The organism is Microbacterium festucae (assembly GCF_025421715.1).
GTDB lineage: Bacteria > Actinomycetota > Actinomycetes > Actinomycetales > Microbacteriaceae > Microbacterium > Microbacterium festucae.
On the sequence record NZ_JAOEFC010000004.1, the window covers coordinates 259,581 to 278,136 of the forward strand.

The 18,556-nt window shown below is 71.8% G+C and carries 21 protein-coding genes; 7 read left to right on the forward strand and 14 right to left on the reverse strand.

Annotated features, from left to right (window positions below):
- Window positions 1–39: 39 nt before the first annotated feature.
- The gene (locus N3K63_RS13945) at window positions 40–1,914 is read right to left on the reverse strand and encodes an alkyl/aryl-sulfatase (RefSeq protein ID WP_261580799.1); all 1,875 of its coding nucleotides are present in this window, start codon (window positions 1,912–1,914) and stop codon (window positions 40–42) included.
- 150 nt (window positions 1,915–2,064) lie between these two features.
- Between N3K63_RS13945 and N3K63_RS13950 the strand changes: the two genes are divergently transcribed.
- On the forward strand, window positions 2,065–2,436 hold the full coding sequence (locus N3K63_RS13950; protein ID WP_261580800.1) for a DUF2834 domain-containing protein: 372 nt from the start codon (window positions 2,065–2,067) through the stop codon (window positions 2,434–2,436).
- A 75-nt stretch (window positions 2,437–2,511) separates the two neighbouring features.
- On the opposite strand, the gene N3K63_RS13955 is transcribed toward N3K63_RS13950, so the two are convergent.
- Entirely contained in the window at window positions 2,512–2,904 is a 393-nt protein-coding gene (locus N3K63_RS13955; RefSeq protein WP_261580801.1) for a DUF5684 domain-containing protein, read from the reverse strand.
- Between the two features lie 125 nt (window positions 2,905–3,029).
- Here N3K63_RS13955 and N3K63_RS13960 point away from each other — a divergent pair, with 125 nt between their 5' ends.
- Window positions 3,030–3,494 (forward strand): hypothetical protein, encoded by a 465-nt coding sequence (locus N3K63_RS13960; RefSeq protein WP_261580802.1) that lies wholly within the window; start codon window positions 3,030–3,032, stop codon window positions 3,492–3,494.
- 5 nt (window positions 3,495–3,499) lie between these two features.
- On the opposite strand, the gene N3K63_RS13965 is transcribed toward N3K63_RS13960, so the two are convergent.
- Window positions 3,500–3,697 (reverse strand): hypothetical protein, encoded by a 198-nt coding sequence (locus tag N3K63_RS13965; protein ID WP_261580803.1) that lies wholly within the window; start codon window positions 3,695–3,697, stop codon window positions 3,500–3,502.
- 143 nt (window positions 3,698–3,840) lie between these two features.
- Between N3K63_RS13965 and N3K63_RS13970 the strand changes: the two genes are divergently transcribed.
- Window positions 3,841–4,578, forward strand: coding sequence for an ABC transporter ATP-binding protein (locus tag N3K63_RS13970; RefSeq protein WP_261580804.1), 738 nt, complete (start codon window positions 3,841–3,843; stop codon window positions 4,576–4,578).
- The gene (locus tag N3K63_RS13975) at window positions 4,554–6,107 is read left to right on the forward strand and encodes a hypothetical protein (protein WP_261580805.1); all 1,554 of its coding nucleotides are present in this window, start codon (window positions 4,554–4,556) and stop codon (window positions 6,105–6,107) included. The genes N3K63_RS13970 and N3K63_RS13975 overlap by 25 nt, the downstream gene beginning before the upstream one ends.
- 157 nt (window positions 6,108–6,264) lie before the next feature.
- Here N3K63_RS13975 and N3K63_RS13980 read toward each other — a convergent pair whose 3' ends face one another.
- Window positions 6,265–6,579, reverse strand: coding sequence for a hypothetical protein (locus N3K63_RS13980; protein WP_261580806.1), 315 nt, complete (start codon window positions 6,577–6,579; stop codon window positions 6,265–6,267).
- Window positions 6,580–6,906: 327 nt separating this feature from the next.
- On the opposite strand from N3K63_RS13980, the gene N3K63_RS13985 reads away from it, so the two are divergent.
- Both N3K63_RS13985 and N3K63_RS13990 read left to right on the forward strand, forming a co-directional pair.
- On the forward strand, window positions 6,907–7,572 hold the full coding sequence (locus N3K63_RS13985) for an SDR family oxidoreductase (protein ID WP_261580807.1): 666 nt from the start codon (window positions 6,907–6,909) through the stop codon (window positions 7,570–7,572).
- A 154-nt stretch (window positions 7,573–7,726) separates the two neighbouring features.
- Window positions 7,727–8,713 carry an aldo/keto reductase gene (locus N3K63_RS13990; protein ID WP_261580808.1) on the forward strand — a complete coding sequence of 329 codons (987 nt, stop codon included), beginning with the start codon at window positions 7,727–7,729 and terminating at the stop codon, window positions 8,711–8,713.
- A gap of 48 nt (window positions 8,714–8,761) precedes the next feature.
- Here N3K63_RS13990 and N3K63_RS13995 read toward each other — a convergent pair whose 3' ends face one another.
- The 7 genes from N3K63_RS13995 to N3K63_RS14025 form a co-directional block, all read right to left on the reverse strand.
- Complete coding sequence (locus N3K63_RS13995; RefSeq protein WP_261580809.1) at window positions 8,762–8,929, reverse strand: hypothetical protein; 168 nt, start codon at window positions 8,927–8,929, stop codon at window positions 8,762–8,764.
- Between the two features lie 104 nt (window positions 8,930–9,033).
- The gene (locus N3K63_RS14000; RefSeq protein WP_261580810.1) at window positions 9,034–9,213 is read right to left on the reverse strand and encodes a hypothetical protein; all 180 of its coding nucleotides are present in this window, start codon (window positions 9,211–9,213) and stop codon (window positions 9,034–9,036) included.
- A gap of 27 nt (window positions 9,214–9,240) precedes the next feature.
- The gene (locus N3K63_RS14005) at window positions 9,241–9,549 is read right to left on the reverse strand and encodes a DUF7882 family protein (protein ID WP_261580811.1); all 309 of its coding nucleotides are present in this window, start codon (window positions 9,547–9,549) and stop codon (window positions 9,241–9,243) included.
- Between the two features lie 46 nt (window positions 9,550–9,595).
- Entirely contained in the window at window positions 9,596–11,053 is a 1,458-nt protein-coding gene (locus N3K63_RS14010) for a phytoene desaturase family protein (RefSeq protein ID WP_261580812.1), read from the reverse strand.
- On the reverse strand, window positions 11,050–11,544 hold the full coding sequence (locus N3K63_RS14015; protein WP_261580813.1) for an SRPBCC family protein: 495 nt from the start codon (window positions 11,542–11,544) through the stop codon (window positions 11,050–11,052). The genes N3K63_RS14010 and N3K63_RS14015 overlap by 4 nt, the downstream gene beginning before the upstream one ends.
- Before the next feature lie 110 nt (window positions 11,545–11,654).
- Window positions 11,655–12,602 (reverse strand): manganese catalase family protein, encoded by a 948-nt coding sequence (locus tag N3K63_RS14020; RefSeq protein WP_261580814.1) that lies wholly within the window; start codon window positions 12,600–12,602, stop codon window positions 11,655–11,657.
- Window positions 12,603–12,780: 178 nt separating this feature from the next.
- The gene (locus N3K63_RS14025; protein ID WP_261580815.1) at window positions 12,781–13,866 is read right to left on the reverse strand and encodes a carboxylate-amine ligase; all 1,086 of its coding nucleotides are present in this window, start codon (window positions 13,864–13,866) and stop codon (window positions 12,781–12,783) included.
- 278 nt (window positions 13,867–14,144) lie between these two features.
- Here N3K63_RS14025 and N3K63_RS14030 point away from each other — a divergent pair, with 278 nt between their 5' ends.
- Window positions 14,145–15,332, forward strand: a complete 1,188-nt coding sequence (locus tag N3K63_RS14030; RefSeq protein WP_261580816.1) for an alcohol dehydrogenase catalytic domain-containing protein — start codon at window positions 14,145–14,147, stop codon at window positions 15,330–15,332.
- Between the two features lie 12 nt (window positions 15,333–15,344).
- Here N3K63_RS14030 and N3K63_RS14035 read toward each other — a convergent pair whose 3' ends face one another.
- The 3 genes from N3K63_RS14035 to N3K63_RS14045 are packed head-to-tail and all read right to left on the reverse strand — an operon-like array spanning window position 15,345 to window position 18,462.
- Complete coding sequence (locus tag N3K63_RS14035; RefSeq protein ID WP_261580817.1) at window positions 15,345–16,070, reverse strand: glycosyltransferase; 726 nt, start codon at window positions 16,068–16,070, stop codon at window positions 15,345–15,347.
- Window positions 16,067–17,380 carry a PIG-L family deacetylase gene (locus tag N3K63_RS14040; protein WP_261580818.1) on the reverse strand — a complete coding sequence of 438 codons (1,314 nt, stop codon included), beginning with the start codon at window positions 17,378–17,380 and terminating at the stop codon, window positions 16,067–16,069. Before N3K63_RS14040 ends, N3K63_RS14035 begins: the two co-directional genes overlap by 4 nt.
- Window positions 17,377–18,462 carry an acyl-CoA dehydrogenase gene (locus N3K63_RS14045; protein ID WP_261580819.1) on the reverse strand — a complete coding sequence of 362 codons (1,086 nt, stop codon included), beginning with the start codon at window positions 18,460–18,462 and terminating at the stop codon, window positions 17,377–17,379. The genes N3K63_RS14040 and N3K63_RS14045 overlap by 4 nt, the downstream gene beginning before the upstream one ends.
- Window positions 18,463–18,556 lie beyond the last annotated feature (94 nt).

The following is an 18,556-nucleotide window of genomic DNA, read 5'->3' on the forward strand; positions in this document are numbered from 1 at the left end:
CGCACCTCAGCCCGTCCCGACCGACCGGCGGACGCCGCGTTACGGGGTGACGATGTTGAACGAGGGATCACCCTGATCGAGCACGCCCAGCAGCGCCTGCAGTGCGCCGATGTCGCCGTCGACGTCCAGCCCAGGGCTGGTCAGGTCGCCGCCGGCGGCGAGCTGGATCAGTCGGGCCTTCGTCGTGGTGATCGTCGCGTCGGCGCCTGCTTCGGCGATGCGTTCACGGTAGATGAGCACACCGTTGTGAAGGGTCAGCCGGTAGTTGGTGCCGAGATCGGTAAGGGTCACGTCGAGGTCGATCGACAGATCCCATGCTTTCGGTCCGTTCACGGAGATGGCGAGGGAATCGAACAGCTGTTGCGGGCTGAGCTGGGCGACGATCGCGGGAGCAGCAGTGGCGGTGGGGGTGCCGAAGTTCCCGTCACGCAGTTCGGTCGCGCCCGAGAGGAAGAAGTTGCGCCAGGTGCCGTTCTCCGACCCGTAGCCCAGCTGCTCGAGGGTGTCGGCATACAGCTCTCGCGCTCCGGCGTGGATCTCGTCGGTGAAGATGGCGTGGTCGAGAAGGGTGGCCGCCCACCGGAAGTCGCCCTCGTCGAACGCGATCTGCGCGAGCTCGACGACGCGGTCGAGCCCGCCGAGCGCGGCGACATAGCGACGCGCCTGCTCGACCGGCGGGTGCGGCCACAGCCGTGCGGGGTTCGCGTCGAACCAGCCCATGTAGCGCTGGTAGATCGCCTTGAGGTTGTGGCTGAGCGAGCCGTAGTAGCCGTGCGTGTTCCACGAGTCGGCGAGGGCCGGCGGCAGCTCGAGCGATTCGGCGATCTCCGCCCCTTGATACCCCTGGTTGATCAGTCGCAGGGTCTGGTCGTGGAGGTACGCGTAGAGGTCGCGTTGGGTGGAGAGGAACTCGACGATGCGTTCGCGGGTCCAGGTGGGCCAGTGATGTGACGCGAATGCCACGTCGGCGCGGTCGCTGAAGGTATCGATCGCCTCGGTCAGGTACTGCGACCACACGTGCGGGTCGCGCACGAGCGCGCCGCGCAGCGTCAGCAGGTTGTGCAGGGTGTGGGTGGCGTTCTCCGCCATGCACAGGGCCCGGTATCGAGGGAAGTAGAAGTGCATCTCGGCGGGAGCTTCGGTGCCCGGCGCCATCTGGAACTCGATCTCGACGCCGTCCACCGTGAGGGTCTGGCCGGTGCGGGTGATCTCGGTGTTCGGGACGATGAGACCTACCTCTCCGGTCGAGGTCGTCTGGCCGAGCCCGGCACCCACCGCGCCCTGAGGTCCGCGGGCCAGTGCGGCGCCGTACATGTAGCCGGCACGCCTGGCCATGGCAGTTCCGGCATAGACGTTCTCCGCCACAGCGTGCTCGGTGAACCCCTCGGGGGCGATGACCTTGACCGCACCCGACGCGGCATCCTCGACCGTGGTGACCCCGAAAGCTCCGCCGAAGTGGTCGACGTGGCTGTGCGTGTAGATGACCGCCACGACCCGCCTGTCGCCGCGGTGCGTGCGGTAGAGCGCCAGCGCGGCGGCGGCGGTCTCGGTCGAGATCAGCGGGTCGATGACGATCACACCGGTGTCGCCCTCGACGAACGTGATGTTCGACAAGTCGAAACCGCGCACCTGATAGATGCCCTCGACGACCTCGTACAGGCCGTGCTTGGCGACGAGCTGCGACTGGCGCCACAGGCTCGGATTGACTGTGTCGGGCGCGTCGCCGTCGAGAAACGCGTAGCTGTCGGCATCCCACACCACCCGGCCGTCGGAGGCCTGGATCACACCGTCGTCCAACGCCGCGATGAAGCCGCGTTCCGCATCATCGAAATCGCGGGTGTCTGAGAACGGCAACGTGTCGCGCAGGGCGGACTGCTGGGCGATGATCGTGGGGGTGGCGGGCTTGTTCGACATGAAGTCCTCGATTCAGGGGGGCCTTCTACGACTATGGCGCGCCGCTGACGTGTCCCGCCAGCCTTTCGGTGAACGACTTTGATGAAGGGATCGCGGCGCGGTCTGGGCGCCGCGGCCCGTCAGGAGGCGCATCGACGCCACACTGGGCGCATGACCCGTCACTGGACCCCGCTCGCCGTCGTCTACCTCGTGCTCGCTGTCGTCGGCCTCGTCGGCACCTGGACGTACAACGCGATCGCCATCGCCGAGGGGAACGACTTCATCAGCGACCTCGTCTCCAGCGGACCGGCGGTGTCGTCGATCACGAACGATCTGCTGGTCGTCGCCGTGGCCGGCAGCATCCTGATCATCGTGGAATCGCGCCGGATCGGGATGCGGTTCGGATGGGCGTACGTCGCCGCCTCGGCGCTGACGGCGTTCGCGTTCACGTTCCCGCTGTGGCTCGCGATGCGCGAGCGGCATCTGACCGCCGGCCGTGCCGGCCGCGGCCGGGACGAAGCGGCATCCGAGAACGAGGCCTAGGTCGAGCTCTAGACGCGAGGTGTGACCCGCATGTCTGCGGCCGTTCGCTCAGCGAACGCCCGAGCGCGCGAGGTCTCAGCCCTCGACGCGGGCCCGGTTGTACGTGTCGGAGCCGTAGCCGATGACGAGGAAGCCGATCGCCGTCAGCAGCCACAGGAAGAAGATCGAGAACGCGGCGCCGTGTCCGAAGCCGCGGCCGATGCGCAGCGAGACGATGATGTGGAAGATCACGTTGACGATGGGGATGAGGTAGAGCAGCCCCATCCAGGCGGAGTAGCCGGCGATCTTCACCAGCACGAACGTGTTGACGATCGGGATGATGGCGAGCCACCCGGCGTAACCCGCCTTGGTGAACACCTTCCACAGCGCGATGACGAGGATGAGGTACCAGATCACGGCGATGATGATGCCGACGGGCTGGAATGCGGCGTACTGGGACTCGAGGGTCGCCGAGGCGAAGGCTGTCATGGGCCACAGCATATGGTCAGGTTGGCTGCGGCCGTCAAGCATTGCCGGGGGCCTTCCCCCGGGCAGGCGACTTAGCTACGGTGTTGCGAACTGCGCCTCGGTGGTCTGTCAGAAAGAGTGGATGCATGTCCAAAGAAGAGAAGGCCCGCGACGGCGCACAGTCCGTCATCCCCGACGACGAGATCATCGACGTCGCACTCGTCGAGGCGCGCGGCGCGACGTCCTCCGGTGTGGTGGGTGCGGTGCTCGGCATGGGCGGGAACCGCGGTGTCGCCTGGGGGTTCGCCGGCGCCGCGATCGGCCAGCGCGTCAACGCGTCGCTCAAGGGCGTCTACCCGACCTACGTCCTGGCGGTCTCGGCCACGACCCTGTACCTGCTGGGTCGTCAGAAGTCGGGCTCGGTCGGCGGCTGGAAGAAGCTCGAGCCGATCACGCAGATCGACCGCAGCAACCTCGCCGTCGCCCGCAAGCGCCACGGCACCGTCTCGACGCTCGAACTCACCGACACCTCCACGGGCGCGACCCTCGAGTTCGAGCCGAAGCGCATCGGCAACCTCGGTCTGAAGGACCTGCTCGCCGAACTCGGCTAGGCGGGCTACGCGCGCGGGTCGGTTCCCCGTCCGCGCTTCTGGGCGAGGTCGAGGATGCCGACGATCGCGGCGATGATGCCCGCGGCCAGGGCCAGCCACCAGAGAACCTGGCCGCCGCCGACCAGCGCGAAGATGCTCCCCACGATCACAAGCACCCCGACGATGATCAGGGTGACAGACCTGCCTGTGCTGCGTGACTGCATGGTGTCTCCTTCTCGGGGTTGGTGCGGTACGTCGACCAACGTATCGAACCCCCCGATACCGTGGAGGGACCGATCGCGGCGCGTGGCGCGAGCGACCAGAGATCAAGTGGAGTGCAGCGGTGACGGCGATACGCGTGTCTGGAGTGGTCAAGGCCTTCGACGGCGCACAGGTCGTGCGTGGGCTGTCGCTGGATATCCCGAGTGGTTCGTTCTACGGACTCGCGGGGCCCAACGGCGCGGGCAAGACGACGACGATCCGGATGATCGCAGGCTTGCTGCGCCCGGATGCCGGCACGATCGAGGTCAATGGTGTCTCCGTGTGGCCCGACCCGCGAGCAGCCAAGCGCGTGCTCGGCTACGTTCCCGACAACCCCACTCTCTTCGCGCGCCTGAGCGCCCGCGAGATGCTGGACTACGCCGGGATGCTGCGGGGCATGGACCCTGTCACCATCAAAGACCGGGGTGATGACCTGTTGCGGGTGCTGGCTCTCGAGTCGGACGCCGATCGGCCGATCGCCGACTTCTCGCTGGGCATGACGAAGCGGATCGGCCTCGCCGTCGCCATCCTCCACAGCCCGCGGGTGCTCATTCTCGATGAGCCGTTCGGCTCACTCGACCCGGTCAACACACAGGTGATGGAGCAGTTGCTGGCTCGCTACCGCGACGGTGGCGGCTCGGTGGTCTTCTCGAGCCACGTGCTCGACGTGGTCGAGAAGCTGTGCGATCGTGTCGCCGTGATCGCCGAGGGCGCACTCGTCGCCGAGGGCACCGTGCGTGAGCTCGCCGGTGCCGGCTCGCTGGAGCAGGCCTTCATGGGAATCGTGGGCGGGCGAGACCTCGGTGAGGAGGACCTCGGATGGCTCTCGTCCTCTTCCGACTGAGGCTGGCACTGCACCACGGCGCACGAGCACGGCGCGGTGCAGCCGGCACGGCCTGGTTCGTGCTGGGGTGGGTGCTCGCCGTGGCCGCCGGACTTGCGGGCGGCACGCTCGTCGCCGCGTTCGAGTCGCAGGACTCGGCCGGCGGCGACATGATCGTGCTGCTGCTGATGACCGCGGTCTTCCTCTCGTGGGTGCTCACCCCCGTGCTCATCCCCGGCGTCGGTGGTGATGCGATCGACCCCGCCAACCTGGAACAGTTCCCGCTCTCCCGGGGCGAGCAGGTCACCGGACTCCTGCTCGGCGGCCTCGTCGCCCCCACCGCGGTAGCCACGTTCCTCGTCGCTGCCGGTGCCGTCTTCACCGCCGGGCTCGATGGGCCGACCCGCGTCGTGTCCTTCCTCAGCGCCGCGATGTTCGCAGTGCTGTGCGTCAGCGTCTCGTACGCCGTTCGCGCCCTCTTCGCCGCGGCCCTCGCCTCCCGCCGAGGACGCGACATCGCGATCCTCGCGAGTGGCATTCTCGCCGTGGGGCTCTTCCTCCTCGTCGAGACGTCCACCGATGTGCTGCGCTCGGCGGACTCGGCCGCTGGGGCCATCCGCGACGTGCTGTCGTGGGCGCCGCCCGGGGCTGCCGCCGCGATCGGTATGGAGATGCGCGACGGTGACGCGGCGGGCGCAGCGATCCGCGCTGTGATCGCCGTCGCGACGATCGCGCTCGCTCTGGCCGGGTGGACCTGGGCGCTCGGCCGACACGTTCGCGGCCAGAGCGGCTCGTCCCGCCGGCGCCGCGCGGAGCGGCATCCGCAGACACTGTCACTCGTTCCGCGCGCGCTCCACGGCATGCGCTCCTCGACCGCGCTCGCCGCGATGAGTCAGCAGCTGCGCTACCTCTTCTTCCGCTCGCCGCGCGCCGCGCAACTCGTCACGATCACACCCCTGTTCGGCATCGTGGTCGGTGTGACGCAGATCGGGTCGAACCCGCTCACCGTCGCCATGGCGCTGACCGCCGTCATCGTCGCGTTCGGCGGGGTCACGAATGTCTTCGGATACGACGGCACTGCCATCGAGGCGACCGTGCAGACGGGGGCAGAGCTCCGCGGCATCCTCGCCGGCAAGCTTCTCGCCGCAGCAGCCTACCTCGTGCCGCTCATGACCGTCGTCGTCGTCGCCTTCGCGCTCGTCTTCGACCGTCTCGCCGATGTCTTCGTCGCGCTCTTGGCGAGCTACGGCACCGTCGCGGTGATGATCGCCGTCGGCGCGTGGTCGAGTGCGTGGAACCCGTTCGACGTGGGAAGTGCCGCCAATCGGATCGGACAGCTCCCCAGGGTCTTCGGGATCCTCGGTGTCGCTCTCGCTCTGATCGTCGTCGGCGCGGTCGCTTGGGCGGCGCTGCTCACAGTTCTGCCCGAGAGCGTCGTCGCCCTCGTGCTGCTGGCCGCTGCGGTTGCTCTCGCCGCGGCCTCGATGCGCCTGTTCGGCCGCCGGCTGGACCGAGATCCCGCTCGTCTGCTGGACGCGCTCGCGGCCTGACCCGGCGCGCGTGGTTCCGATACCGACGAGACGAGAGGTCGGGTCGGCCGGTGCGTTTCGACTCGCTGCGCTCGCTCAACGACCGGGGTATAGGCGGCGGCGCGTTCCGGCTCGCTGCGCTCGCTCAACGACCGGGGGGGGGGGGAGGGGTGGCCGGTCAGAGCGCGGTCAGGCGGGTCGCGTCGTCGGTGCGGGTCTGGAGGTAGTCGCAGAGCGTGCCGAGCGCGGCGATCTCTCGGGTCAGTTCGCGCACACCGGCGGCCTCGAGGTTGATGGCATCCTGCCGTGGCTCGAACGTCACCATCCAGCGCGGCGTGCCGTCGATGATCTTGACGCTCAGGTAGGCCAGTCCGGGGGAGCGTTCCAGGTAGGCGACGACGAGTCCGCTGTTGGCGTCGGGACGAAGTCGTCGTCGAGCACGGAGAGCTGGTGACTGAAAAGGCTGTGCGCGTCCCAGAACTCCGCGAGCCATCGTTCCACCTGCGCGCGGTCGCGATAGGGCATGTCTCCTCCTCCGTGGTCCGTCCGAGACGCGGACGGAGCGCCGGGCTCACCTGTGCAACGAGCAGCCTCGCGGCGGCGCAACGATTTTAGTGATCGGACGGGGAGCGCGCATCTCTTGAGGGTGGGGCCGTTTCGACTCGCTTCGCTCGCTCAACGACCGAGGGGGCGGCGCGTTTCGGCTCGCTGCGCTCGCTCAACGACCGAGGGGGTGGGGGCGTTTCGACTCGCTGCGCTCGCTCAACGACCGAGGGGGTGGGCGGTGGTCGGGCGGTGACGGGCGGATAGATTTGCCGGCATGGGTCTCGTTCTCGTCACCGGTGCCGCCCGTGCGAACAGCATCGCCGCCGGCATCGTCCCTCGACTGGTCGCCGACGGATGGGATGTGGTCACCAGCGACCTGCATGACGGCGACTACCCGTGCGACCTCAGTGCCGCGGACGCAGCCGCGGAGCTGATCGCGCGGGTGAACGCGGAGCGGGGCACGCTCAGCGGGCTGGTGTTGAGCCACGCGCACGACATCGAGTCGGGCATCCTCGACACGACGGCGGAGAGCTTCGATGCGCACGTCGCCGTCAACGCGCGCGCCTCGCTGCTGCTGATCGCGGCATTCGCGCGGCAGGTGTCGGAGAGCGGCGGAGCGATCGTCGCGTTCACCAGCGACCACACGACCGGCAACCTCCCCTACGGCGCCTCGAAGGGCGCGCTCGACCGGATCGTGATCTCGGCGGCACGGGAGCTCGGCCCCCGAGGCATCTCCGCGAACGCCGTGAACCCCGGGCCCATCGACACCGGATGGATGACCGACGAGCTGCGCGCGCAGATGCCCGCCGATCATCCGCTCGGCCGCATGGGCACCCCGAAAGACATCGCCGCCATCACGTCGTTCCTGCTGTCGGACGAGGGGCGCTGGATCTCCGGCCAGCTCCTGCACACCGACGGCGGCTACTCCGCGCGGTACTGACGCGCCGAGACCAGCCGGCCATGCTCGAGCGGGGGGGGGGGGGTTCTGGCAGTACCGGGCACGAGGGGGACTGCCACGCGTTCGCGCGGCGAGGTGCAATAGGGGTGACCGCCTCCGGGCGCTCTTCCCCGCCCACCGGCACGAAGGAGAACCCATGCACACCAGAACACTCGGTCAGGGCCTGACCGTCTCGGCCCTCGGCCTCGGAGCCATGGGGATGTCGCAGAGCTACGGCCCCAACCCCGGCGACCGCGGCGACATGATCGACGTGCTCCGCTACGCCGTCGACCAGGGCATCACCTTCATCGACACCGCCGAGGTGTACGGACCGTACGTCAACGAGGAGCTCGTCGGCGAGGCGATCGCCCCCATCCGCGACCGCGTCGTCGTCGCCACGAAGTTCGGCTTCGACATCGTCGACGGGCGTTCGCAGGGCGTGGACTCGCGCCCCGAACGCATCCGCAGTGCGGTGGAAGGCTCGCTCTCGCGCCTCGGCATCGAGCGCATCGACCTGCTCTACCAGCACCGGGTCGACCCGACCGTGCCGATCGAAGACGTCGCCGGCACCGTCGGCGAGCTCATCCGGGAGGGGAAGGTCGCGCACTTCGGTCTGTCGGAGGCCGGAGCGGCGACGATCCGCCGGGCCCACGAGGTGACGCCCGTCACCGCCGTGCAGAGCGAGTACTCGCTGTGGACCCGCGACCCCGAGCCCGAGGTGCTGCCGCTGTGCGCCCAGCTCGGCATCGGGTTCGTGCCGTTCAGCCCGCTCGGCAAGGGATTCCTCACCGGCACCGTCACCGCCGACACCACCTTCGGCCCCGACGAGATCCGCTCCCGCGTGCCCCGGTTCGCGCCCGACAACCTGCGCGCGAACGAGGCGCTCGTCGACCACGTGCGCCGCGTCGCGGCGGAGCGGGATGCGACGCCCGCCCAGGTGGCGCTGGCATGGCTGCTGGCGCAGCATCCGTTCATCGTGCCGATCCCGGGCACCCGGCGTCGCACCCGCCTCGACGAGAACGCCGGGGCCACCGCGCTCGCTCTGTCGGCCGACGACATCGCCGATCTCGACGGCCTGGCCGCCCGCATCGGGGTGGCCGGCAACCGCTACGACGACGCCGGGATGGCCGCCGTCGGGCTCTGACTCCGTTCGAGGGCGAGCGGGCAGGTGACGGCCGCTGGGAGCGTGGTGTCAGCCATCGCCCTGGTCGACCGTCGCGTCTTCGGCGGCGGTCATCGCCGCCGCGCCCTCTTCGGTGGATTCCGCCCCCGCGGCGGCCGCGTCGTCGACGGAGTCGTCGCCGTTGCCGTCGTGGTTGCGGTGGTCTTCCTCGTCGTGTTGCTGGTCCATGTCGTCCATGGATCCAGTGCACGCCCGCCCCGGCCGGCGCGCGCGGGGCTTGCGCAACGGGGCCGCGTGTGCAGGTTCGGGCGGCACCGCCGCAGCGGCCGGTCAGCGGCTTCTCAGTCGGCGTCGGCTTCGGGCTGACCTGGCCCGGGGCCGGGGCGCACGCCGGAGTCGTCGGCGATGTCGACGCGGGTCGCGCCGTCGTGCTCGCTCACCACGATGTGCGACTCGTCGGCGAGCGACCGGCTCTCTTCGGGCTCGGCGGGTGCGCTGGATGCGGGGCGGTCGGTGCTCATGCGGTGCTCCTCGGGGTCGGCATCCGGTCAGTCCTCGGCCGGGGCGATGCGCTCGTCGGTGATGACGAGCCCGCTGCTGGTGTTGGCGGCGAACGAGAGCGACTCGGCCCACTCGCGATTGATCTGCGGCGGACGGGAACCGGCGTAGCGGATGCGGATCGGGATGCCGTTGTCGATCCAGATCACGTTGCGCCCCGAGCCGTTCTCGGTGCCGATGTGCCAGCTGATGAAGAACGACTCGTTGCGCCGAAGTTTGAGCCCGATGATCACCTGCAGATGGGCGAGGACGAGGTCGTCGAACTCGAACCGCTCGCCGTCGTAGTGCAGGGTGCCCATGGTGGCTCCTCTCAGGGGAGACTCTAGCCCCGGGAGCGCCCGGCCATCACCCGCGCGGCGACAGCGCGGGCAGGATGCCGGTGCCGAACTCGTGCCGCAGCGCACTGCGCGCCGCGAACCACCCGGCCAGGCCGTGCACTCCCGGTCCGGGTGGCGTCGACGCCGACGCCAGGTAGACCCCCGGCAGCGGCGTGCGCCACGGTTCGCGGGCCAGCACGGGGCGGCGGAGCATCTGCGGGATCGAGGGCACTCCGGCCGAGATGTCACCGCCCGGGTAGTTCGGGTGGTGCCGGGCGACGTCGGCGGCCGTCGACGACGCGGTGGCCAGCACCACGTCGCGGAAGCCGGGCGCGAACCGCTCGATCTGGGCGATGACCGCCGGGGCCTGGTCGACCTCGCTGCCGGCGGGCACGTGCGTGTAGGTCCACAGGGTGTGACGGCCGGCGGGAGCGCGGCCCGCGTCGAACAGCGACTGCTGCGCGACCAGCACGTAGGGGCTGTCGGGGTGCGCGCCGGCCTGCACGGCGTTCTCGGCCGCGGCGATCTCGGCGCGGGTGCCGCCCACATGCACCACCCCGGCGCGGCGCAGCTCGGGATGCTGCCACGGCACGGGCTCCGACAGGGCGAAGTCGACCTTCGCGACCCCGGGGCCGTACCGGAAGCGCTCCAGCGCGCGGCGATAGGCGGACGGCATCCGCTCGCCCGCCATCGCCACGAGCGCGCGCGGCGTGACATCCAGCAGCACGGCACGCGCCGGGGGCAGGTCTCGCAGCGAGGCGACCTCGTGGTCGGTGACGAGCTCACCGCCGTGGGCGCGCAGATCGTCGACGAGGGCGTCGGCGATCGCCTGGCTTCCCCCCACCGGGATCGGCCAGCCGCGCGCGTGCGCGTAGGTGGTCAGCGCCAGCCCCGCCCCGGCGGCGGCCAGCCCCGGCTGGGCGAGGATCGTGTGCGCCGACACCCCCGTCAGCAGCGCGGGGGCCACCTCATCGCGGAACCGCGCGTTCCACAGCGGCGAGCCCTGCTCGAGCGAGCGGATGCCGAACAGCACAGCCGTCGCCGGGTCGTCGGGCACCCGCAGCAGCGGGGCGCCGGTGAAGGCGGCCACCCGGGTGGCGCGGTCGACGAGCGGCTGCAGCAGGCGCCCGTAGGCCGCTCCGTCGGCGCCCAGCCCGTCGACGGTGCGGGCGAGATCGCGGTAGGCGATGCCCGCCCGGCCGCCGTCGAGCGGGTGAGCGAAGGAGACGTCGGGCGTGTGGAACGGCACGCGGGCGCGCAGGTCGAACTCGCGGAAGAAGCGCGATTCGAAGGCCAGCGGGTGCACGGCGGAGCAGACGTCGTGATGGAACCCGGGGAGGGTGAGCTCGCGGGTGGCGGTGCCGCCGCCGGCGGTCGCGGCGCGCTCGTAGACGCGCACCGACAGCCCGGCCCGGGCGAGGGTGACGGCGGCGGCCAGGCCGTTGGGGCCGGCGCCCACCACGATCGCGTCGAGATCGTGGGTCATCGCTCGGCGCCTGTCGGCGCGCCTTCGCGGTCGGCGGTGGCGCCGCCCCCGTCGGCGGCCGCGCGGCCCTCGGCCAGGTAGGCGAGCCGGTGCAGCGTCTCGCCGTTGCGCCAGTGCAGCAGGGCATCCATGATCGGCCGCGGCACGAACCGGCCCGGTCCCGAGACGGCTTCCTCCTGGATGCGCACGAGCGTGCCGCCCGCCACCGGCTTCACATCGATGACCACGCGCGCCTCGCCCAGCGGCCACCCCTTCGCCCGCAGCACGATCTGCCCCGGCGGGTCGACCGACTCGACGACCGTCTCGTCGTCGATGAGCACCGGCCACACCCCGAACGAATGCTGCAGCCGCGAGCGCTGCGCCGGCCACCGGTCGTCGACGGCGCGCATGCGCGACGCGCCGACGACCCACGTCGGGTAGAGCCACCCGTCGCCGAGTACCTCGAACACCGCCTCGGGGGTGCACTCCAACTTCCGCACGTTGCGTGACATGGTCCGCCTCTGTTCGTGGTCCGGCTCCCAGTCTCCGCGGTCACGGGCTGCCACTGTCAACCCCCTCGCCAGGGCCGCCGGGGCACTCCGTGCATGACGGCCCGGACGGGTCAGAGCCGGCCGAACGCGGCGTCGATGTCGGCCATCTCCATCGCCGCGGTCGCCGCGATCAGCTCGCGCAGCTCGGCGTCGGCGCCGGGGGAGAACTCCTCGGGGCGCTCGGGGGCGATCTCCAGCGGCACGCCCTCGGGGGCCTGCTCCGACGCGTCGAGCTCGGTGCCGTCGCCGGAGGGCGACATCCCCTGGAAGATGCGCCCCGCCTCGGAGCGGCCGTCGAGGTCGAACGAGTAGGCCTTGCTCTGCAGACCGAGATCGAGCAGCCGTGCCACCTCGGGGAAGCTCTCGGCGTTGGTCTTGGGGATGGGCAGCGACACGCGCCAGTTCACCCCGAGCGTCTCGAGCGCTTTCGCGTAGGCGTTCTCGTGGGCCTGATCGCGCACGATCAGGTACGAGATCGTGCTGCGCGCGGCCTTGTTGTCGGTCATCTCGTACAGGCGGCACTTCTGCAGCCGGCCGGTCGATTCGAGCATGAGGTTGTAGAGCAGATCGAGCACGAGGTTGCCCGAGTTGTAGACATAGCTGCCGCTCCACGGGTTGCCGACGGCATCTACCGGCAGCGCACCCTGCGCGCCGACGAGGTAGTGGTGGATGTTGCCGGTGTCCAGCGCCACGCTCAGCGGCGTCGCACCGCCGGCACCGGGCTTGTCGACGGGGTCGGTCTTCTCGCCGCGGTAGCGGGGCGAGCCGTCGAGCAGGCGCGAGATCGTCGTGCCGATCAGTTCGACGTGGCTGATCTCCTCGGTGCCGATGCCCTGCAGCAGGTCCTTGTACGGCTTCCCCTCGGGTCCGCGGAAGTTCATGCTCTGGAACAGGTACTGCATCATCGTGCGCATCTCGCCGAACTGGCCGCCGAGCCCCTCCTGCAGGGCGTTGGCGGCGGCGGGATCGGGCTCGTCGATCTCGATCTCGTTGATGAGGTTCTGCAGGTGGAAGTACATGGGGTCTCCTTGTCGCGACGGCCGGGGGCGGTGTCGTGCGGCGAGTCTGCGCGCCGTCTCGGCGGGGGTGCAGGCGCTCGACGTCACGCGTCTCGCGGCGTACACTCCGGCGCGCGCGAGACCGGTCGGGGGACGCGAGACCGGTCGGCGCGCGCGAGACCGGTCGGGCGAGGCAGCGTCAGTGCGGTGTCGGCGCGAGCGCGTCGCGCGTGAGGCTTTCGCGGTAGAGCGCACCCAGCGCGGGCGGGCCGTGCCGCCCGGCGCGCCACTGCCGGGTCGCGCCGGTGCCCGCACGCAGCGCGTCGGAGAGGAAGCGTTCGACGCGGCGGAGGTCGCCGGCGGCGCGCAGTGCCGGGGCGATGGCGGCGTGCAAGCTGCGCACCGCGTGGCGGGCGGGGGCGATGGTCGCCGTGCCCGGGTCGGCCAGGTCGGCCGAGAGCCCGTGCCGTGCGGCGTGCCACAGCGCGGCATCCCCGTACCCGGGTGCGGGCTCTGCCACGACGGGTCCGGCGACCACGAGCGCGCGCACGATCGCGGCCAGTGCGACGGCGCTGCCCGGATCGAGTTGGGCGTCGCAGACGCGCACCTCGACCGTGGGATGCCGCTGCGACAGCCGCACGTTCCAGTTGAGGGTGCCGGCGTCCGAGGTGGCGCCGAGCCCGGTGAGCGCCGCGATGCCGCGGTCGTAGTCGGCGGCGTCGGCGAACACCGGCGGGATGCCGTAGGTCGTCCACCGCCGGGAGTGCACGGCGCGCCAACTGGCGAAGGCCGTGTCGCGCCCGTGCCAGTAGGGCGAGTTGGATGACAGCGCCAGCAGCACCGGCAGCCACGCCCGCAGCGCGTTGGACGCGTGCACCCCGGTGTCGCGGTCGGCGATGCCGACGTGCACGTGCAGGCCGTTGATCTGGTGGTCGGGGGCGAGGGCGCCGATGTCGGCGGCGATCCGCGCGTAGCGGTCGGCGGCGTGCACCTCGGCGTGCGCCCCGATGCGGAACGGGGTGCCCGAACCCACCGCGAGCACGCCGTGGTCGGCGGCCCAGTCGCCCAATCGGCGTCGGAAGCGCCCCAGGGCCTCGGCCGCATCGTCGAGCGTGCCGAGCACGGGCGAGGCGTACTCGATCTGCGACGCGAAGAACTCGGGGGTGACCGTGCCTTCCTCGCCCGCGGCGAGCTCGCGCACCGCCACGTCGCCGAGGTCGGCGGTGGCGAGGGTCGCCGGGTCGAGCACGACGAACTCCTCCTCGATGCCGAACGTCGTCGTCACGATCCCCGCCTCCTCGCGCTCGTCGTGGCACGACGATAGGTCAGACACCGCATACCGCCGAGGCGCTTGCGTCGCGTGACCCGGAGGGGTATGCGGCCGAGGTGCGGCGGCATCCGTGCGGCATAGCCGCCGCACCTTCGGTACGCAAGCCCCTTCGTCGACGACGGCCGGTGGGCACAGCGTGGTGTCATGGACATCTCCGCTCCCGCCGTCCCCCGCGCCACCGCCACCGCCGTCCGATCCCCGCTCCCTTGCGCCGCCGCGCGGCAGGTGCGGGCATGAAGGCGCTCACCTGGCAGGGCCGCCGGCGCGTCGAGGTGCTCGATGTGCCCGACCCGCGCATCGAACTGCCGACCGACGCGATCGTGCGGGTGACCTCGACCGCGATCTGCGGCTCCGACCTGCACCTCTACGAGCTGTTCGGACCCTTCCTCGATCGCGGCGACATCCTCGGCCACGAGACGATGGGCATCGTCGAAGAGGTCGGCTCCGAGGTGCGCGGTCTGCGCCCGGGCCAGCGCGTGGTCGTGCCCTTCAACATCTCGTGCGGCGAGTGCTTCATGTGCGTGCGCGGTCTGCAGTCGCAGTGCGAGACCACCCAGGTGCGCGAGTACGGTTCGGGGGCGTCGCTGTTCGGCTACACCAAGCTCTACGGGCAGGTGCCCGGCGGGCAGGCGGAGCTGTTGCGGGTGCCTCTGGCCGACTACAACACGGTGCCCGTCGGCGATGACCTGCCCGACGACCGCTACCTGTTCCTCAGCGACATCCTGCCCACCGCGTGGCAGGGCGTCGACTACGCCCACGTGCCCGCCGGCGGTTCGCTCGTCGTGGTCGGCCTCGGCCCGGTGGGCCAGTTCGCCGCCCGCGTGGGACGCCACCTCGGCTATGAGGTGATCGGCATCGACCCGGTCTCCGAGCGTCGCGAGATGGCGGCGCGTCACGGCGTGCACACCCTCGACGAGCCCGGCGCTGTGGATGCCGTGCTCGAGGCCACCCACGGGCGCGGGGCCGACGGCGTCGTCGACGCGGTGGGCATGGAGGCGCACGGCAACCCCGTCGTCAGCGCCGCGCACCACGTGATGGGGGCGCTGCCGGATGCGATCGCGCAGCCGCTCATGCAGACGGCGGGGCTCGACCGCACGGCCGCCCTGCTGAGCGCGATCGACATGGTGCGCCGGGGCGGCACCGTCTCGCTCAGCGGCGTGTATGCCGGCGAGGCCGACCCGATGCCGATGAAGACGCTGTTCGACAAGCAGGTGACGCTGCGGATGGGGCAGTGCAACGTGAAGCGCTGGACCGACATGCTGTTGCCGCTCGTGGAGGCGCCCGACGACCCGCTCGGCACCGAAGACCTCGTGACCCACCGCCCCGCGCTCACCGACGCCGCCGCCCACTACGAGCTGTTCCAGAAGAAGGCCGACGGCTGCATCAAGGTGGTCCTGCAACCCGGCGCCGCGCACGTGTGAGAGCGCTGCTCCTCAGACCGTCGGCAGCGACTTCGACAGCGGGATCAGGTCTTCGCGCAGGTAGCGTGCGTAGCCGTCGGGCGCGCGACCGGCCTGCCGGCCGCTGGTGCGCACCCACGCGGCATCCGACGCGCTCACGCGGGCCCCGGCGGCCCGCGCCGCCGCCACGAGCATGACGTCTTCGTGCACCGCGGCGGCCGCGAAGCCGCCCGCCGCCAGGTGCACGTCGGCGCGCATGCCGAGGTTCGCGCCGTGCACGTGCCCGTTGGCGACGCCGGGGGTGTGGGTCTGCCACCACGCGTCGTGCTGGGCGGGGCTGAGGTCGCGGAAGTCGGGACGCACGGTGCCGACCACGACGCCCGCGCCGCGCCGCGCGTGCCGCAGCTGGTCGGTGAGCCAGTTGGCGGGCACGACGCTGTCGGCATCGGTGTGGGCGAGCCACACCTGCGACGGGGCGACGTCGCCGACGGCATCCAGCGCCGCCGTCACACCCGCCTGCCGGGCCACGCCCACGTTGCGGGCGTCGAGTTCGACGAGGTGCGCGCCGGCCGCTGCCGCGATGCGCGCCGAGCCGTCTGTGCACGCGTCGAGGGCCACCCACACGTGCACGGGGATGCCGCGGCGGCGGGGAGCGAGGGCGGCCACCGCCACCGATGCCAGGCATGCGCCCAGGAGCTCCTCCTCGTCGTGGGCCGGGATGACGACGGCGACGGCGCTGATCGCGGCGGCGCGCGTCATCGCCGTGCCGCCACGGGGCGGAAGACCTCGAGCACGAACTCGGCCTCGAGGTGGGTGGTGATCCGCTCGAACAGTCCGCTCGCGACGATCGCGGCGTGCACCTGGTCGCCGTCGAGGGTGCAGCCCTCGATGGGCGGCCGCCAGTGGCAGGCGACCAGCTCGCCGCCGGGCTCGAGCGAGGCGTGGATGCGGTGCAGCGCCGCCGCCAGGTCGTCGGGCGACCAGTAGTAGCCGAGTTCCGACAGCACCACGAGGTCGAAGCGGCCGGCGGGCCACTGGGCGGGCGTGTCGAGCTGCCGCAGCTCGACGGTGTCGGGGAGCCCCCGGGCACGGGCGCGCTGCAGCGCCTCGGCGGCGATGTCGACGCCCGTCACCCGCGCCGCACGCCCGGCGAGGCCGGCGGTGAGCAGCCCCGTGGCGCAGCCGAGCTCGAGCGCCCGGTCGTAGCGCTCGCGGGGGAGGGTCGACAGCAGCACGGCGCGTTTGCGCTGCTCGTACCAGCGCGTCTCGAAGCCCCACGGGTCGTCGTGGCGCGCATAGAAGGCGTCGAACCACGCGGCGTCGTGCCCGCGTCCCGCCGCGCGCGGCGCCGCGATGAACACCTCCACGTCGCGGGCGAAATGGCTGCGCATGCCGGCGTGCACGATGGGCGGTTCGCCGGATGCCGACGGCACGAGCTGGCTGCGATGGGCCTCGATCGCCCGCTCCTTCGCGGCGCGGACCGCGGGCTCCAGCGGCAGCGCGAGCCAGTCGGCGGTGTCGAGGTCGGTCGCCGGCGACCAGTGCCACAGCCAGATCGGGTAGCCCACCACGCGCGCGCCGGTGGCCCGCAGCGCGAGGCCGGCCTCGCCGGCGATGCGGTGATCGCGATGCCCGTCGCCCCACCACGGCACCGCGAGCAGGGTGCGACCGGCTTCGCCCTCGGCCAGCACCGCCGCGATGGCCGCGTGCACCTCGGCGTGCTGTTCGCGCAGGCCGCCGTCGGTCAGGGCGCGCAGCCGCAGATCGATTCCGGCGCCGAGCGCGCCCACGGCGTGCACGCACTCGCCGCGGCGGATGTCGGCGATGGCGGGGTCGCCCGGGTGGGAGGCGTCGCCGTCGGTGAGGACGAGCACCGTGACCGGCAGCCCGCGCCGCCGCGCCGCGGCGATGAGGCCGCCCGCGCCCAGCGTCTCGTCGTCGGGGTGGGCGGCCACGACCACCACGCGGGCGACGTCGAGGCTCAGCGCGGGGCTGCCCGCCCACGGCGCCGCCGCCTGCCAGTCGGCCTCCGCCGTGCCGGCCTCGCGGTGGTCGAACGCGACGCTCACGTGGCCAGGAGCTTCCCGAGGCGCGCGAGGTCGCGCTCGCCGTGGTGCTGGCGCAGGTAGATGCGCAGGTCCGACACCCGGCGGGCGTGCTTCTCGTCGGAGGTGAGCGGCCCCGGTCCGAGCGCGCGGTCGGCGATCCCGACGATCTGCTCCACCTGGGTCGCCGCGAACGAGCGCACCCGCTCGGCGGTGATCTTCAGGTCGCGGCCGGTCACCCCGGCGTCCACCGCGTCGGCGGCCTCTGCCAGCACCGAGCGCACCGCCCAGAACGCGGCGTCCGCCGACCCGGCGAAGGTCGCCGCCAGCTGGTCGGCGCCCTCTGCCTCGGCCCGCTGCACGACGGCGCGCACGAGCGGCATCGCCGCACCCCACCAGACCGCGGCGACCCCCATGCCGCCCCAGGCGAAGCCCGGGCGGGTGAGGTACCAGCCGTCGTCGCCGACCGGCACGGCGGGCGCATCGGCGAAGTCGACGCCTGCGCTGACGATCTGCGCGAGCCCGCGCGAGACCCACGGCCCGCGGTGCGCGGTGACCTCGGGGCGGCGCAGCGAGACGGCGAACAGCCGCCGGGTCTCGGGGCCGGTCCACGCGGTGACGAGGGCGTGGCTCAGGTGCCCGGCCAGCGAGCACCAGCTCTTCGTGCCGGACAGCACCCACCCCTCCGTCGTCTCGCGCGCCTCCAGCCGCGTGCCCTCGGCGGCGTAGACGCCCCACGACGACTCGTCGTCGGCGCCCACGGCGGCCAGGTCGACGGCGATCTGCTCGCCGCGGGCCTGATCGAGGATGCTGAGCGCGTCGAGGTGCGGTTCGAGGATGCGGGCGGCCGACACATCGGCGGCCGCCGCGGTGGCCAGCAGCTCCCATGTCTCGCGGGTGCGGCCCGACCCGGGCAGCGGAGCGCCCAGCGCCGAGGTCACGGCCCAGTCGATCGTCGCGCCCATGTGGGTGCCGAGCATCGGCGAGGCGGCGGCCGAGATGCCCGCATCGAGTCCCGCGGTGCCCGCGAGCGCGCCGAACGGATGCAGCGACAGATGATCGATCGTCGTCTCCCACGCCGTGGTGGTGGTCGGGATGGTCGCCATGTGAGCTGCTCCTTGCGCGGGGGACACGCTCGACGATAGGCGCCCGGGCCGTTCCCCTGTCGAGGCTTGCGCGCGGGCGGATGCGGTGCTAACC